This is a genomic window from Pseudomonas sp. ChxA (assembly GCF_030263855.1).
Taxonomy (GTDB): domain Bacteria; phylum Pseudomonadota; class Gammaproteobacteria; order Pseudomonadales; family Pseudomonadaceae; genus Aquipseudomonas; species Aquipseudomonas fluorescens_CB.
Window position 1 is genome coordinate 4,856,520 of sequence record NZ_JARPMK010000001.1, and the last position, 15,829, is coordinate 4,872,348.

Below are 15,829 nucleotides of genomic sequence, written 5' to 3' on the forward strand. Positions count from 1 at the left end.
CGGTTCTGTTCACTTCCTTAAAGGAGCATCCCGCGGTCATGCAAGCGTTCCCTTCCCGTAGTTCCCCCCTCAAGCGCGCGGTGCAGGCCGCCCTGCTGGGCGCCTGCCTGAGCGGCGGCGCCCTGCCGCTGGCCGTGATGGCCGAAACACTCGCCAACGACACCCAGGCACGCGATTGGCAGGTTGCCCCAGGCGCGCTGGCCAACGTGCTGGACCAGTTCGCCCGCCAGGCCGGTATCAGCCTGTCCTACGACGCTACCAGCGTCGCCAACAAGTCCAGCCCAGGCTTGAACGGGCACTTTGACCGCGCCCAAGCCTTGGGCGAACTCTTGCGTGGCCAGGGCTTACAGGCACAACGTCAAGGCGCTAGCACCTGGCTGCTATTGCCTTACATGGCCGATAGCGGCGCGCTGAACCTCGGTGCCACCACGGTAACGGGCGAGCGTCTGGGTGCTACCACCGACGGTACCGGTTCCTACACCACAGGCGCAGTCACCATCGGTAAAGGCCAACACAGCCTGCGTGAAACCCCGCAATCGGTCAGTGTGATGACCCGCCAATTGCTCGACGACCAGAACCTCACCACCATCGAAGACGTGATGGAACACACCCCGGGGATCACGGCCTACGCATCGCCCATGGGCGGCAAATACTTCTATTCCCGTGGCTTCAAGATGCTCGGCCAGTACCTGTACGACGGCGTACCGCTGGACATGGGCAAAGACTACGTACAGGCCGACAGTTTCAGCGCCAACATGGCGATCTACGACCGCGTTGAAGTGCTCAAGGGCGCGGCCGGCATGCTCAAGGGGGCCGGCACCGCCAGTGGCGCGGTCAACTTTGTACGTAAAAGACCCCAGGCCAAGCCGACCTCCAGCCTGTCGCTGGCCGCCGGCACCTGGGACAACTACCGCGCCGACGTCGACACCGGCGGCCCCCTGAATGACAGTGGCACGGTGCGCGGCCGCGCAGCGTTCAGCCAGCAGGATCGCGGCTCCTACATGGACATTTCCAAACGCAAGGACCAGGCCTTCTACGCCGCGCTGGATGTCGACCTCAACCCCGACACCACCCTGGGGCTGGGCGCCAGCTACGAAGACATCGACGCCAGCCCGTGCTGGGGCGGAGTGCCGCGCTACAAGGATGGCAAGAGCGCCAAACTGAGCCGCTCCACCTGCCTTGGCCAATCCTGGAACGACTGGCAAAGCCAGCGCGCCACCTTCTTCGCCGACCTCACCCACCACTTCAACGACGACTGGCAACTCAAGGTCGCGGCTGTGCATAGCCGCAACCTGCAAGACACTAAGTACGCCGCCAGCGAAGGCACTATCGCCTATGGGGACCCTGCGCCCACTGCCAATTCCTACGCCGCGCTGATGGACTACGATCACAGGGACTTCGGCCTCGACGCCTACCTGGACGGCAAGTTCGAAGCCTTCGGCCTGGAGCATGAACTGATCATCGGCGCCAACGGCAGTCGTGGCACCCAGGACGACGTCTACGCGATCCGGAACCTGCCGATGCGCCAGAGCATCTACCAACCCGACCACCACTTCCCGGAGCCGGCCAACGACACCTTCTGGCCGAATATGTACCGTGGCGGTACGGTCAAGGAAACCGCCACCCAGTACGGCACCTATGCCACCTTGCGCCTGCGCCTGGCCGAGCCGTTGATGTTTATCGTCGGTAGCCGGGTAAGCTGGTACCAGAACCGCCGTCAATCCAATAACCTGGCCTGGGGCGAATGGGCCGTGCAGGATGCACGCACCAAAGAAACCGGCGAGATCACGCCGTTTGCCGCGCTGATCTACGACCTCGACGATCACCTGTCGGTGTACGCCAGCTACGCCGATATCTTCCAGCCGCAAAGCTCGTATGCCACCGTGGATGGCGCGGCCCTCAAGCCCCTGATCGGTGAAAACTACGAGCTGGGCATCAAGGGCGAATGGTTCGACGGGCGCCTCAACAGCTCCCTGGCGCTGTTCCGTGCCGTGCAGAAAAACGCCGCCGAAACCGACTACCTCAGCTTCTGCCCGACCTCCTCCGATGGCTATTGCTACTCCGACAGCGGCAAGACCCGCGCCCAGGGCGTCGAGGCCGAAGTGAGCGGCGAACTGCTGGAGCGCTTGCAGGTGTCCGGCGGCTACACCTATACCCAGACCAAATCCCTGAAAAACATCGACAGTGCCATCGAAGGTGGCGTAGGCAACAGCTACGTGCCACGGCACATGCTGCGGATGTGGGCCGACTACCAACTCGACGGCGCGCTGTCGAAATGGAGCGTGGGCACTGGGGTCAACGCCCAGAGCAGCAACTATCGCGTGCAGGGCATCAAGCTCGAACAACCCGGCTACGCCCTGTGGAGTGCGCGGCTGGCCTACCGGGTGGATGACACCTGGACCGTGGCGCTTAATGGCAACAACCTGTTCGACAAACACTATTACCAAACCGTCGGCACTGCCGCCTGGGGCAATTTTTACGGCGAACCGCGCAATTTCACCGTGAGTTTGAAAGGCAACTTCTAACCCCTGCACACCCCGCAGGCAGGGCGCTGAGGGCGCCCTGCCAACCTCCCGTTGTCCCCTTTTCCTACCTCCCTTCGAAAAAGGTTTTCCTGTTGAACAGGAAAATTCCCATATTTGTTCCTACACTCAAAATCACACCCCAAGACCGAGTGCACGAACAAGGAAAGTCAACAACATGGCACATAAAAACACCAACCAACGTGCCTGGAATACCACCTTCGCTCCACGGTCAACTTTTTGACTAAGCCAATAAAAGGAAAAATCCTTTAGTCACTGCCCCTGCCAATTTCCTCCTTGGACGGTTGCACTTGGATGAAATAGTTGCGTTTTACCCAGCATAGCCGTCGTTCGATTTGCCTTCTTATCAAGCAGGTTGAAGTAGCCGAACAGAAAGTCTGGAGTGCAATGAGGGATGTTGTTATGCGAGAAAAGTCGTCAGTCGATAGCCTGTTTCTGACCCGTGCTGGATTTGTTGAGTTTTTTGTTGTTTTCGTCAAGTTGGTCCATGGCCTGACTGCGATTTTGCCACCTTTGGTGCTGGTGTTGTTCCTTGACCCGTTGGCCCCCGAGCTGCGTTCCCATTTTCTCGGCCTGCTGCTGTTTTTTGCAGTCCTGAGCATTATTCTGTTTCAGGCTCTGGGGATTTACTCCGAAGAGCTGTTCAGCAATCGCCTGCGCCTGCGCACCAGCATCGTGGCCTGGTCTGCGGCGTTCTGCATCTTGTTGTTCATGTACCAGATACTGCAGTTTTTCCCGCAATTGACCCCGCGCAACCTGGTGGTCTGGTACATCGCCAGCCTGGCTTTGTTCTGCGTTGAACGCCTGGTGATGCTGCGCCTGTATCGCAACCTGATGCGCAAGGGCAAGTACCTGCAACGCACGGTAATCCTGGGTTTTACCGACACCGCCGTGCATGTGGCCGACCATCTGCAACGCAATGGCGATATCCGCTCCGGCCTGATCGGTTTCATTGACGACCGCACCGAGCGCATTCCCAAGGAATTGAGCAACCTGCCGTTGCTGGGCAATACCCGTGACCTGGAAAAACTGATCCGTGCCGAGCAGGTCAACCAGGTGATGATCTGCCTGCCGTGGGCCGCCGAGCAGCGCATTCATGGGCTGGTCAACCGCCTGCGGCAGATGTCGGTGAACGTGATGCTGGTGCCCGACATGGCCGCCCTGCGCTACGGCCACAGCCGCATCACCGACGTGGGCGGCATCCTGATGTTCAATACCTCGCAGTTGCCCTTGCGCGGCTGGTCGCCCTTTATCAAGCGCTGTGAAGACTTACTGCTGGCCAGCCTGGCCCTGGTGGCGCTGTCGCCGGTGATGCTGTGCACGGCCATCGCCATCAAGCTCGACTCCAAGGGCCCGGTGCTGTTTCGCCAGAACCGCTATGGCTACAACGACAACGAGATTCGCGTGTTCAAGTTCCGCTCGATGTTCACCGACCAGAGCGACTTCACCGCCGAACAACAGACCACCCGCAAAGACCCGCGCATCACCCGCGTGGGCCGCATCATTCGCAAGACCAGCATCGATGAGCTACCGCAGCTGTTTAATGTGCTGCTGGGCAATATGTCCATGGTCGGCCCGCGCCCGCATGCCACGGCCACCAAAGCCGCAGGCATTCCGTTCGAAGTGGCGGTAAGCGAGTACAGTTCGCGCCATCGCGTCAAGCCAGGCATCACCGGCTGGGCGCAGATCAACGGCTATCGGGGCGAGACCGATACCTTGTTCAAAATCCAGAAACGTGTCGAGTACGACCTGGAGTACATCTCCAAGTGGTCGGTGTGGTTTGACTTGTACATCGTCTTCATGACGGTCCCGGCCGTCCTCTCCACCAAGGAAGTCTATTGATGAACACCCTCAACGGATTAATTCCCTGCATCATTTCCGGTGGTTCGGGCACGCGGCTGTGGCCGGTCTCGCGACAGAACATGCCCAAGCCCTTCATGCGCATGCGTGACGGTCAGAGCCTGTTGCAAAAGACTTTCCAGCGCGCGGCCAAGTTGCCCGGCGTGGAAAGCGTGCTCACGGTGACCAACCGCGACCTGCTGTTTCGCACCCTGGATGACTACCGTGGGGTCAACAAGGCCCACCTGCCGCTGGACCTGCTGCTCGAACCCTTCGGGCGCAACACCGCAGCGGCAATTGCCGTGGCGGCGCTGCATGTGCAGGAGCATTTCGGCGACGACGCACAGTTACTGGTGATGCCCGCCGACCATCTGATCCTCAATGAAGTCGCGTTCGCCGACGCGGTGACCCAGGCGCGCGACCTGGCTGAAGCCGGCTACCTAGTGACCTTCGGCATCCAGCCCGATCACCCGGAAACCGGTTTTGGCTATATCGAAAAAGGTGACGCGCTGGGCACCGGCAACCGGGTCAAACGCTTTGTCGAGAAGCCCGACCTGGCCACCGCGCAAGCCTACCTCGACGGCGGCAAGCACCTGTGGAACGCCGGCATGTTCTGCTTCAAGGCCAGCACCCTGGTGGACGAACTGGCTGCCCATGCCCCCGAGGTGCTGACCGCTGCCAGAGCGGCCCTGGAACACAGCCATGGCCTGCAAAACAAAACCTCGCGCCAGCGCGAACTCGATGCGGATGCGTTCGGCAGCGCGCCGGACATTTCCATCGACGTGGCCTTGATGGAGAAGTCCAAGCAAGTCGCCGTGGTGCCCTGCGACATCGGCTGGAGCGATATCGGCTCCTGGGAAGCACTGCGCCAGCTCACGCCCAGCGATGCGCATGGCAACCAGGTCAATGGCGAAGCGATTTTGCATGACGTGCATAACTGCTACATCGACTCGCCCAAGCGCGTACTCGGCGCCGTCGGCGTGCGCGACCTGATCATCGTCGACACCCCCGACGCATTGCTGATCGCCGACGCCAACCGCAGCCAGGACGTGCGCTACATCGTCGCCGAACTCAAGCGCCAGAACCATCCGGCGTTCAGCTTGCACCGCACCGTCACCCGGCCGTGGGGTACCTACACGGTGCTGGAGGAAAGCAGCCGCTTCAAGATCAAGCGCATCGTGGTCAAGCCCCAGGCCTCGCTGTCGTTGCAGATGCACCATCACCGCAGCGAGCACTGGGTGGTGGTCAGTGGCGCCGCGCAGATCACCAATGGCGAGCGTGAGTTTTTGATCAATGCCAACGAATCCACCTACATCCCCGCCGGGCACAAGCACCGCCTGACCAACCCCGGCATCATCGACCTGGTGATGATCGAGGTGCAGAGCGGCGAGTACCTGGGCGAGGACGACATCGTGCGCTTTGACGATATCTATGGGCGTGCGCCGGCAGAAGTGAAGAAGTGACATGCGCACCTCGTTGATCATCCCGACCCGCAACGCGTCCAGCCACCTGGCGCGACTGCTGCCTGCGCTGAACATGCAGACGCTGCAACCGGACGAGATGCTGGTGGTCGACAGCGCGTCCAGCGATGACACCGTGGCGCGCTTTCGCGAATTCGGCGCCCGGGTCGAGGTGATCGATGCACGTGATTTCAACCATGGCGGTACACGCCGCTGGGCCAGTGAGCAAGTAAGCGGTGACGCCCTGATCGTGATGACCCAGGACGCGATCCCCGCCGATGCCGAGACCTTCGCCAACCTGCTCGATGAACTGCAGAAAGACCCGCTTACCGGCGTGGCCTACGGCCGCCAACTGCCGCACCCCGGCGCCGGCATACTGGGCGCGCAGTCGCGGCACTTCAATTACCCGGACCAGAGCCGCACCAAGCGCATGGCCGACGCGCCCACGCTCGGGATCAAAACCTGCTTCAGCTCCGACTCGTTTTCCGTGTACCGACGCAGTGCCTTGCAGGCCGTCGGCGGCTTCCCCGCCGATGTGATCGGCAGCGAAGACGCCTACGTCGCCGCGCGCATGCTGCTCGAAGGCTACACCGTGCGCTACGCCGCCACTGCGCGGGTGTACCACTCCCACGATTACCGACTCATGGATGAGTTTCACCGCTACTTCGACATTGGCGTGTTCTACGGTCGCGAGCCGTGGATCCGCCAGGCGTTTGGCGATGCCGGCGGTGAAGGTAAACGCTATGTACTGGCTGAGCTCGCGGCATTGCGCGCAGCCGGTGCATTGCACCGCGTGCCCGAAGTACTGGTGCGCAGCGCGTTCAAGTTGCTCGGCTACCGGCTGGGCCATCTGGAACGCCGGCTACCCCTCGCCCTCAAGCGGCGAATCAGCATGTTCCCCGGTTATTGGAGGTGAGCATCATGACCTACAGGAAGTCCCCCTTGATGAAACGAACCTTGCTCGTCCTGGCCATGATGGCGTTGGCCGCCTGCAATACGCCCGCACGCATCGTCCCGCCGGACGACCAGACCGTTGAAGACGGCAAACGCGCCCTCGACCAGCTTGCGCAACTGCCGCCGGCGGTGGAGCGCATCCGCATCGGCGACCAGTTGCGCATCGTGCGTGATGCCGGGGAAATGCCGACGCTGTCGGCGTTCAACGTCAGCACTATCTATGAGCTGACGCTGTACACGGTGCAGACCGACGGCAAGATCAATTACCCGTTCCTGGGGCCGATCCAGGTCGCTGGGCGCCAGCCCTCGGAGCTCGCCACCGAGCTGAGCAACAAGCTCGCGCCGGTGTATCGCGAACCACGGGTGACGGTGAACATCAACCAGGCACCGGGCAACTCGGTGATCGTCGGCGGCGCGGTGAATAACCCCACCGCCGTGCAGCTGGGCACGGCCAACACCCTGGAGCAAGCCATCGTCGGCGCCGGTGGGGTCAACCCCTCGGGCAACGCGAGCATGGTCGCGCTGCTGCGCGAAGATGCCCAGGGCGCCTATCACGCCTACTTCCTGGATTTCAGCCAATACCTCAAGCCCGGCCCCAACGGGCGTAAACCGGTGCACCTGCAACGCGGCGACGTGGTGTTCGTGCCCAAATCCAACGTCGGCGAGCGCATCCAAGGGGTGGATACCTACTTGAACCAACTGATCCCGTTCACCAAGTCGATCGGGGTTGGCTACAACTACACCCGAACCAGCGGCGGCAATAACTGAAGGAGCGACATCCCATGATCGAGATCCGTTCTTTTCGTGATCTTCTGCGCCTGTTCTTCATCTTTCGGCACGAGTTCAAACTGGCGGCCATCGCGGCGCTGGTGATCATCTTGCTGGGGGCCTTTTTGCTGCCGGCCAAGTACGAATCCACCGCGCGCCTGCTGGTCAAGCCGGGGCGTGATTCGACCTTGCCGATCGAGATCAGCAACCGCCAGGCAATCGTGATGCCCAGCACCCAGCGCGACCCGATCGTGGACGAGGAGCGCCTCCTGACCGGGCGGCCGATTGTGCGCACGGTGGCCGAGCATTACCTGGAAGTGATCGCCAACGCACCGCCGCCGGAAGGCTTCTGGAAGCGCACCAAGTACTACCTCAAGGAAGGTGTGGGCGCGGTGTTCGATGGGGTTCGCGTGGTACTGGAAACCGTCGGCATCCTGGAAAAAACCACCCCCGTGGAACGCCTGGCCGCCAGCCTTGAGAAAAACTTCGAGGTCAGCCACGCCGTGGGATCCACGGTGATGGATATCAGCTTTCGCTGGGGTGACCCGGAGATCGCCCAGCAGGTGGTCAAGGACTGGGTTGAGACCTACATCACCGAACGCACCCAGGCACTGGGCCGCAAGAGCCTGTATGCCTTCTATGAAGGCCAGGTGAACACCAGCGCCACCGAGATCAAAAGCTACAAGGAGCAGATCCTCAAGCACTTGAACGAGATCGGTGCGGCGAGCATCACCGACCGCCTGGAAGACTTGTCCGAGCGCATCAATGTGCTGCGTGGCGAGACCTTCAACACCACGCGCCTGATCGCCTCTTCCGACAGCGCGATCCAGAGCACCCGCGACCAACTCAAGGGCCAACCCAAGGAAGTCACCACGGTGCGCCAGATCGCACTGAACCCGCAGCAACAGGATTTGCGTCGCCTGCTCAACCAGAAGCTGCTGGAAAAGGCCGACATGATGCGCACCTACACCGATAACGCGCCGCCGGTCAAAGCCCTGGATGCGTCGATTCGGGCGATGGAAGCGCAGGTGGCCGGTGAAAGCAACACGGTGCAAAGCTCGGAAAACCGCGCGCCGAACACCCTCGAAATTCACTTGCAGCGGGTGCTGCTGGATGAGTCGAGCAACAACCTGGCGCTGCGCACCCAACTGGTTCAGCAGCAGAAACAATTGGTGAACCTTGAGGCACAACGCAAGGAGGCGCTGGAGATTGAACCGGAACTGACCCGCCTCTCTCGTGAACTGAGCGCCACCGAGCGCAACTACGCGCTGTACGTGGACAACCTGGAAAAATCGCGCATCGACCGTGAGCTGGACAAGAGCCAGATCAGCAACATTGCCGTGATCGAAGAAGCCACCCTGAACCCAGGCCGGATCTTCCCGAAAACCTTGCTGATGTTGCTGTTGGCGATTCCGTTCTCGATCGTCGTCGGCCTGCTGGTGATCTACCTGTGCTACCTGCTGGACCAGCGCATTCACGACGGTGGGTTGGTGGAGCGCAAGTTCGGCCTGCCGCTATGGACCACCCTGCCGGAGCTGGACACCAGCACCGCGCAGAGTACCAACGCGTTCAATGCGAGCATTTACCGCCTGTATGGCTTGCTGCAATTGGACCGCATTGCCGAGCGCGGCATGACCCTGGGGCTGACCTCGGCACGCCATGGCGAGGGCGTGACCTTTGTGGTCGAACAACTGCGCCAATTGCTGCAAGAGAACGGCATCAACGTGCGGGTCGGCGGCGCGCAACCGGCGGCACCTGGCGAATTGGTACTGCTGGATGCCTCGGCATTGCTGGATAACCGCGACGCCTTTATCAACCTGCGCCGCGCCGACCTGATTGCCCTGGTGGTGGAAGCGCAGAAAAGCACGGTGCCGGTGGTGGAACACGCGCTGTCGATCCTCAACACTGCGTTCGGCAAGGTGGACGGCATCATCATCAACCGGCGCAAATTTGAAGTGCCGGCCAAGGTGCTCAAAACCATCGCCAAATACCGGGGAGCGTTCTGATGCGCATCGCCCTGCTCGCGCCTTTGCCGCCGGAAAAAAACGGGATCGCCGATTACGCGAACCATTTCAAGACGGCCTTGGAGCAGTTGGGCGTGACGGTGGCGACACCGTTGAGCGGCGTGGAAGGCAGCACTGCTGCAATCCAGCAGGCCATCGCCGGGTTCGACTGGCAACGCGTGGACCTGGTCCACGCCGAGCTGGGTGGCGGGCGGCTGGGGGAGTTCCTGGCCCTGCGCGAGTTGCGCAAGGCCCATCCCAAACTGCCGCTGACCGCCACCGTGCATGACCCGGAACGCATGGTCTGGCGGCGGGAGCACCTGCCCTTTCCACTGAACCTGCTGGAGCGTCTGCCCAGCCCATTGCCGCAAGCGGCCGTGGTGCTGGCCGACCCGTTGACCTTGCGTGAAGAACGCCAAGTCGCCCAGGGCCTGACGCGGCTGGTGACGCTCACCCGCCTGGGCGCCGACTGCCTGTCCCAGCGCATGCAACTGCCGGCCGGCAAAGTGGCGGTGATCAACCACGCCAACCTGGCGATTGCGCCGGCACCGTTGCCGTCGCTGGAGACCTTGCACCTGCTGTATTTCGGCTTTATCTACCGTGGCAAAGGCATTGAAGACCTGTTGCAGGCGTTGGCCGATGCCTTCAAGCAGGCCCCCGAATTGCGTGAGCGTGTGCGCCTGACCCTGGCCGGTGGCACCGCCGCCGAAATGGCGTTTGGCGCGGGCGGCAATTACCTGGAGCAGTTGAACAGCCAGATCGCCGACCTCGGCCTGGCGGGCTCCATCGACTGGCGGCTTAACTTGCCGGCGGGCGAGATTGCGCAGACGATCCAGGCGCACCATGTGATGGTGCTGCCGTACCGCGAATCAAAAAAACTCGGCCTGCTGGGACGCCAACGCGGCACCAGTGGCGCGCTGTCCTGGGCGGCGGCGTGCGGGCGCGGGGCGATCACTTCGGATGCGCGCGCGTTTGCCGAAGAAGTCGCCAGCGGCAATGGTGCGATCTATCCCCAAGGCGATGTGGCAGCCTTGAGTGCACAGCTGCTGCGCCTGGCACGCACACCGACCCTGGCCCGCGACTGGGCCGAACGCGCCGCAGAAATCGGCCGCGAGCGCCTGTGGCCATTGACGGCGCAGCAGTTCAAGCAGCTCTTTGAACAGGCCATTGCAGGAGCATCTTATGGCACCTAGACGCACGTGGTTAGCCACCCTGGCCGTGGTCGCGGCAATCGGTCTCAGCGCCTTTATGTGGGGGCGTCAGGCCGACGCCGAAAACCATGTGCTCAAGGGCAACAAGGTGGTGGTGTGGAAGGACTTTCTGGGGGTGAACGCGCAGTTCCTGTGGTTCAGCCCTACGCTGTATCAACTGCAGATCGACCGTCTCAAGGCCCTGGGCTTGCAATGGGTCCGCCTGGATCTGCATTGGGACCAACTGGAGCCTGCCGAGGGCCAGTATCAGGTCGCGACCCTGGATCAGTTGGTCGCCAACCTGCAAACCAATCAGCTCAAGTCGGTGTTCTACCTGGTAGGTTCGGCACCCTTCGCCACCACCGCGCCGGTCGGTGCGCCGTATCAGGACCAGTACCCGCCCAAGGACCCGAATGTGTTCGCCAACCGCATGGCGCTGTTGTCCCAACGCTACCCCAGCGTAGACGCGTGGCAGGTGTGGAACGAGCCTAACCTGCTCGGCTTCTGGCGCCCGGCCGCCGACCCGGCGGGTTATGCCAACTTGCTCACCGTCACCGCCGCCGCCTTGCGCGCAGTCGATGCGAACAAACCGGTGGTGGCCGCCGGCATGGCGTTCTTCAGCGAGATGCCCAACGGCCAGACCATGCTCTCGGCCCTTGGCGCGCTGGGCGTGGCCAGTTTGAACACGGTGATTTCCTATCACCCTTACACCCAACTGCCCGAAGGCAACGACCCGGCGAACCTGGACTTTATCGCCAAGACCACGGCGCTCAACCAGTCCCTGCGCGCCGCTGGCGTGCACACCCTGTGGAGCACCGAGTGGGGCTGGTCGACCTACCCCGGCCCCAAAGACGCTCAAGACCTGATTACCCTGCAGGGCCAGGCCGATTATGTAGTGCGCCGCGTGGCGTTGATGAGCGCGATGGATTTCGACAGGATCTTCCTGTTCACCTTGAGCGACCTCGACCAGCGCGCCAGCGTGCGTGACCAGTCTTACGGCCTGCTCGACATCGACGCCAACCCCAAGCCGGTCTACACCGCCTTGAAGAACTTTCTCGACGTCAGCGGGCCGCAGCTCACACCCGGCGACCCGCCCACCGCCGATCAATTGCCGGACGGTTTGTTCAGCATCGGCTGGACCCGTGCCGACGGCCACAAACTCTGGTATTTCTGGTCGGCCCAGGGCGGCAACGCGCACTTGCCCGGCCTGACCGGCGCGACCCTGTACGACCCGCTGCGCGGCACGCAAACCCCGCTGAGTGGCACCGACGGCCTGACTGTACCGGTCAAGTCGAACCTGCAAATTCTGTTATGGGATTGAGGCCTGCCATGCGCATTTTATGGATCCTGCCCTACTCACCCTGGCCCGCCACCAGTGGCGGCAAGACCCGCCAGTTCCACCTCCTGCGCAGCCTGGCGGCGCGTGGGCATCGGATCACCCTGCTGCTGCATGACAAACACCCGGTGTCGCTGACCGACCGCCAGGTGCTGGAAGCTTTCCTAGAGCAAGTGATCATCCTGCCGCGCCGCCCGCTGCGCAGCCTCAAGACCCTGGTGGCGGGGCTGTTGGCGCCCTACCCGCTGCTGGCGAGTGTGAATGGGCTGTCGGCGGGTTTGCAGGACACCTTCCACCAATTGCTCAACGAGCATTGGGACGTGGTGCAGATCGAGCACACCTATACCTTCCAACCCTATGAAGATGCGCTGGCACGTAAATCCCAGCCATTCGTGCTGACCGAACACAACGTGGAGTCGGCGTTGGGCGCCGCCACCTACGATCGCCTGCCGCGCTGGGCGCTGCCGTTCATTCGCTACGATCAATGGCGCTACAGCCGCTGGGAGCACCGGGTGATGCGCCAGGCGGCGCAGGTGGTGGCCGTTACCGAAGCCGACGCGCAAGTGCTGGCCAAAATCGCCGGCAAACCGGTGCCGGTGGTGGTCAATGGCGTGGACTGCGATCACTTCGCCGCCGCCCACCCCGACCCGTCGACTCAGCGCGTGTTGTTCCTCGGTAACTATGAGTACGCGCCCAACGTGGACGCCATCGAGTGGGCGCTGGATGAGATCCTGCCCAAAGTCTGGGAGCGTTGCCCGCAGGCGCGCATGAGTGTGTGCGGGTTCGGCATGCCTGGCAGTTGGCGCGAGCGTTGGAAAGACCCGCGCATTGAGTGGCAAGGGTTTGTGCCGAACCTGTTGAACCTGCAATCGAGCTGTTCGGTGTTCCTGGCGCCCTTGCGCCATGGCGGCGGCTCCAAATTGAAAGTGCTCGAAGCGCTGGCCGCCGGGTTGCCTTTGGCGAGCACCGAGCAAGGTGTGTCGGGCCTGGACCTGGTGGAAGGGTTGGATTACCTCGGCGGGCAAAGTGCCGAGAGCCTGGCGGACGCCGTGGTGCGCCTGCTGCAATTTCCCGAGGCCGCCGCGCCCATGGGTGAAGCCGGCCGCGCCTATGTGCGCCGTGCCCATGACTGGAGCGTTGCCGCCAGCCAGCTGGAGCGGGTGTATGACTCACTGACACCGCTCAATCAAAAGGAGCCCGTATGCGTGTAGGCCTGGATTACCGCACCGTCGGCACCTCACCGCAATCGGGCATCAGCCGCCAGGTGTATGCGCTGGAAGCAGCCTTGCGCAGCTTGCCCGGCATCGAGCTTGAGCGCTTCACCGTGGCACCGCTGGGCGATGAAACACGCTTGCAGGCCCACTGCCCGGCCTGGGGCTGTGCGAAAACGGCCATGCACCAGCCACACAATCGCCTGCGCTTCGAGGCCGGCTTTTTGCCGCAGGCCTTGCGCGAACAACGCATCGACCTGTACATCAGCACCTTCAACATGGGCCTGCCGCTGCCCCCCAAACCCAAAGGCTTGCGCACCGTGGTGCTGCTGCACGACCTGTTCCAGATCACGTTGAACAACTACCACGCCAACCGTTTGAAGGCGTTGATCTACAAAACCAGCGATCGCCTGTCGATCAGCTATGCGGTGCACAGCGCCGACCGGGTGTGGACGCCCTCGCAGTACAGTGCGGATGAAACCACGCGGTTGTTTCCCAAGGCCGCCGGCAAGGTGCGCGTGTTGCCCAATCAGGTCGATGGCTTTATCGAACTGGCGGCGGACCTCACCGCGCGCCAGCTGCCGCCGCGCTACTGGCTGTTGGTCGGCACCCGCGAATTGCGCAAGAACGTGCCGTTTCTGGTGGACGCCTGGCAGCAGGCGCGTCGGCTCTCGCCTACCGTGCCGGAACTGGTATTAGTCGGCAGCCTCGACCACCTGCCCGACGCCCAGCGCAGCCTGCCGGGGATTCGCGCCCTGAGCGGTGTGTCGGATGCCGAGTTGCACGCTTTGTACCGCCAGGCCTCAAGGCTGTGGCAGCCGTCCTATGCCGAAGGTTTTGGCTTGCCGGTGATCGAAGCGCTGAGCGTCGGCACGCCGGTGGCGGTGGCCAGCGGCACCTCGCTGGATGAAATCACCCCGCCGTCGGCGCCGCGTTTTTCGCCCACCGATGGCCCGGCGCTGGTGCAATTGATGCTGAGCCTGAGCGATCAGGCGGATGAAGACTCACCCGAACAACACCGCCAGTGGGCAGAGCGTTTCAATCAGCATGCCTATCGCCAACGCCTGGCCGAACTGATCGAGGAATTCAAATGAGATTCTCCCTGGCAAGCCTCGTCGCCATTCTGTTCGGCCTGTTGTTTGGTGCCCTCGCCTTGATGCTGTCACCGGCCAAGGCGTTTCTCGCGGTGATCGGCCTGGCCGCTGCCGTGACCATTTTGCGCTTCCCGTTCTGGGGCTTGCTGCTGTTCGCCGGGATGGCAACCTTTATGCCCTACTCCACGCTCAATCTGGGTATTCGCAGTACGGTCAGCGAAGCGATCCTGGCGCTGACCTGGGGCGCGGTGCTGTGGCACAGCTTTCTGGCCCGCGTGCCAGCCACGCCGAGCCTTACACGCCGCCCCACCGACCAGATGCTGCTATGGCTGATGCTGTTCAGCGTGTTCCCGTTTATCGTCGGCCAGGTCACCATTCACGCCGACAGCAGTGGCGTGGCGAACTGGCTGCGTTGGTTGCTGAACCTGTCGGGGGTGTTTCTGGCCGCCAAGCTGCTGGTCGACCACAAGCACCGCGAATCGTTGGTGATTGCCCTGTTGCTGGGCACCCTGGCGATGCTGGTGCTGTCGATTGCGGTGTTCGTGCGCACCCGCTCGGGCGCCGGCATTGCGCCGGTGCTGGCGCTGTTCAATTACGGCAACTTCGACACCCTAAAATTCGGCCTGGAGGCGATGTCATCGCGCATGGGCTCGCCGTGGATGCACCCGAATGCCATCGGCGGGATCATGGCCCTGCTGCTGCCCTTGGCCTTCTGCTTCGGCATGACCGAACAGGGCTGGAAGCGCGGGTTGGGCCTGGGCGTGGCGTGCCTGGGAGCAGCTGCATTGCTGCTGGCCAGTAGCCGTGGGGCGATGGTAAGCCTCGCGTTGGTGCTGATCTGGATGGCCACGCGCCGCGTGCCCTACACCGGCCGCTTGTTGATGATCGGTGCGGCGCTGACCGTGGCGCTGGTGATGGCTTACCCGCCATTGCAGGACCGACTGGCGACGATTTTCTCGTCGGATAACGCCAGTACCGAAATCCGTTTCGACGAATACCGCATGTTCCCACAGGCGGTGGCAGCCTACCCGTTCGGCATCGGCTTCAAGGTCGACCCGCCGGTGCCGGGCACGCATTTTCTGGGGATCTCCAACCTGTGGCTGAACTACGTCTACAAGATCGGCATTGTCGGCATGCTGTTGTTTATTGCCGTGACAGTGCGCTGGTGGCGTGAGGCGCGCCCGGAAAAAGGCCCGATCCGCCTGACCAAAGACAACGCACTGTGGCTGGGCAGCACGGCCGGAATTCTGGCGGCACTGGTCAGCGGCCTGTTTGACCACTACTTCAGTTTTGCCGTGGTGATGGTGTCGCTGTTCTGGCTGATGGTCGGCATCAATGTGCTGGAGGCCCGCCGACTGTTTCCGGCGCGCCTGCCGCAGATCAAGACCGTGGTGTACCGCAAGCCGCTGCTTGACGGCGTGCGGCCTTAAC

11 protein-coding genes are annotated in these 15,829 nt (G+C 62.5%); all 11 read left to right on the forward strand.

Annotated elements, in window-relative coordinates; genetic code table 11:
- The first annotated feature begins 38 nt into the window (after positions 1–38).
- Positions 39–2,525: a TonB-dependent siderophore receptor gene (locus P5706_RS21685; RefSeq protein ID WP_285681730.1), complete on the forward strand. Its 2,487-nt coding sequence runs from the start codon at positions 39–41 to the stop codon at positions 2,523–2,525.
- A 420-nt stretch (positions 2,526–2,945) separates the two neighbouring features.
- Complete coding sequence (locus P5706_RS21690) at positions 2,946–4,385, forward strand: undecaprenyl-phosphate glucose phosphotransferase (RefSeq protein WP_200431553.1); 1,440 nt, start codon at positions 2,946–2,948, stop codon at positions 4,383–4,385.
- Positions 4,385–5,845: a mannose-1-phosphate guanylyltransferase/mannose-6-phosphate isomerase gene (locus P5706_RS21695; protein ID WP_200431552.1), complete on the forward strand. Its 1,461-nt coding sequence runs from the start codon at positions 4,385–4,387 to the stop codon at positions 5,843–5,845. The genes P5706_RS21690 and P5706_RS21695 overlap by 1 nt, the downstream gene beginning before the upstream one ends.
- Position 5,846: 1 nt before the next feature.
- Entirely contained in the window at positions 5,847–6,758 is a 912-nt protein-coding gene (locus P5706_RS21700; RefSeq protein ID WP_285681733.1) for a glycosyltransferase family 2 protein, read from the forward strand.
- Between the two features lie 29 nt (positions 6,759–6,787).
- Positions 6,788–7,564: a polysaccharide biosynthesis/export family protein gene (locus tag P5706_RS21705; RefSeq protein WP_058420822.1), complete on the forward strand. Its 777-nt coding sequence runs from the start codon at positions 6,788–6,790 to the stop codon at positions 7,562–7,564.
- Positions 7,565–7,578: 14 nt separating this feature from the next.
- Complete coding sequence (locus P5706_RS21710) at positions 7,579–9,570, forward strand: GumC family protein (protein WP_285681736.1); 1,992 nt, start codon at positions 7,579–7,581, stop codon at positions 9,568–9,570.
- Entirely contained in the window at positions 9,570–10,760 is a 1,191-nt protein-coding gene (locus P5706_RS21715) for a glycosyltransferase (protein ID WP_285681737.1), read from the forward strand. The genes P5706_RS21710 and P5706_RS21715 overlap by 1 nt, the downstream gene beginning before the upstream one ends.
- Complete coding sequence (locus P5706_RS21720) at positions 10,750–12,078, forward strand: GH39 family glycosyl hydrolase (protein ID WP_285681739.1); 1,329 nt, start codon at positions 10,750–10,752, stop codon at positions 12,076–12,078. Before P5706_RS21715 ends, P5706_RS21720 begins: the two co-directional genes overlap by 11 nt.
- 8 nt (positions 12,079–12,086) lie before the next feature.
- Positions 12,087–13,304, forward strand: coding sequence for a glycosyltransferase family 4 protein (locus P5706_RS21725; RefSeq protein WP_200431547.1), 1,218 nt, complete (start codon positions 12,087–12,089; stop codon positions 13,302–13,304).
- On the forward strand, positions 13,295–14,398 hold the full coding sequence (locus P5706_RS21730; protein ID WP_285681741.1) for a glycosyltransferase family 4 protein: 1,104 nt from the start codon (positions 13,295–13,297) through the stop codon (positions 14,396–14,398). Before P5706_RS21725 ends, P5706_RS21730 begins: the two co-directional genes overlap by 10 nt.
- Positions 14,395–15,828 carry an O-antigen ligase family protein gene (locus P5706_RS21735; protein ID WP_285681743.1) on the forward strand — a complete coding sequence of 478 codons (1,434 nt, stop codon included), beginning with the start codon at positions 14,395–14,397 and terminating at the stop codon, positions 15,826–15,828. The genes P5706_RS21730 and P5706_RS21735 overlap by 4 nt, the downstream gene beginning before the upstream one ends.
- Position 15,829: the final 1 nt, after the last annotated feature.

Excerpts from the sequence above, each read along its gene's own strand:
- P5706_RS21690 (WP_200431553.1), top strand. The coding sequence starts at position 2,946 with ATGCGAGAAAAGTCGTCAGTCGATAGCCTGTTTCTGACCCGTGCTGGA.
- P5706_RS21710 (WP_285681736.1), top strand. The coding sequence starts at position 7,579 with ATGATCGAGATCCGTTCTTTTCGTGATCTTCTGCGCCTGTTCTTCATC.
- P5706_RS21735 (WP_285681743.1), top strand. The coding sequence starts at position 14,395 with ATGAGATTCTCCCTGGCAAGCCTCGTCGCCATTCTGTTCGGCCTGTTG.
- P5706_RS21700 (WP_285681733.1), top strand. The coding sequence starts at position 5,847 with ATGCGCACCTCGTTGATCATCCCGACCCGCAACGCGTCCAGCCACCTG.
- P5706_RS21685 (WP_285681730.1), top strand. The coding sequence starts at position 39 with ATGCAAGCGTTCCCTTCCCGTAGTTCCCCCCTCAAGCGCGCGGTGCAG.
- P5706_RS21705 (WP_058420822.1), top strand. The coding sequence starts at position 6,788 with ATGAAACGAACCTTGCTCGTCCTGGCCATGATGGCGTTGGCCGCCTGC.
- P5706_RS21730 (WP_285681741.1), top strand. The coding sequence starts at position 13,295 with ATGCGTGTAGGCCTGGATTACCGCACCGTCGGCACCTCACCGCAATCG.
- P5706_RS21715 (WP_285681737.1), top strand. The coding sequence starts at position 9,570 with ATGCGCATCGCCCTGCTCGCGCCTTTGCCGCCGGAAAAAAACGGGATC.
- P5706_RS21720 (WP_285681739.1), top strand. The coding sequence starts at position 10,750 with ATGGCACCTAGACGCACGTGGTTAGCCACCCTGGCCGTGGTCGCGGCA.
- P5706_RS21695 (WP_200431552.1), top strand. The coding sequence starts at position 4,385 with ATGAACACCCTCAACGGATTAATTCCCTGCATCATTTCCGGTGGTTCG.
- P5706_RS21725 (WP_200431547.1), top strand. The coding sequence starts at position 12,087 with ATGCGCATTTTATGGATCCTGCCCTACTCACCCTGGCCCGCCACCAGT.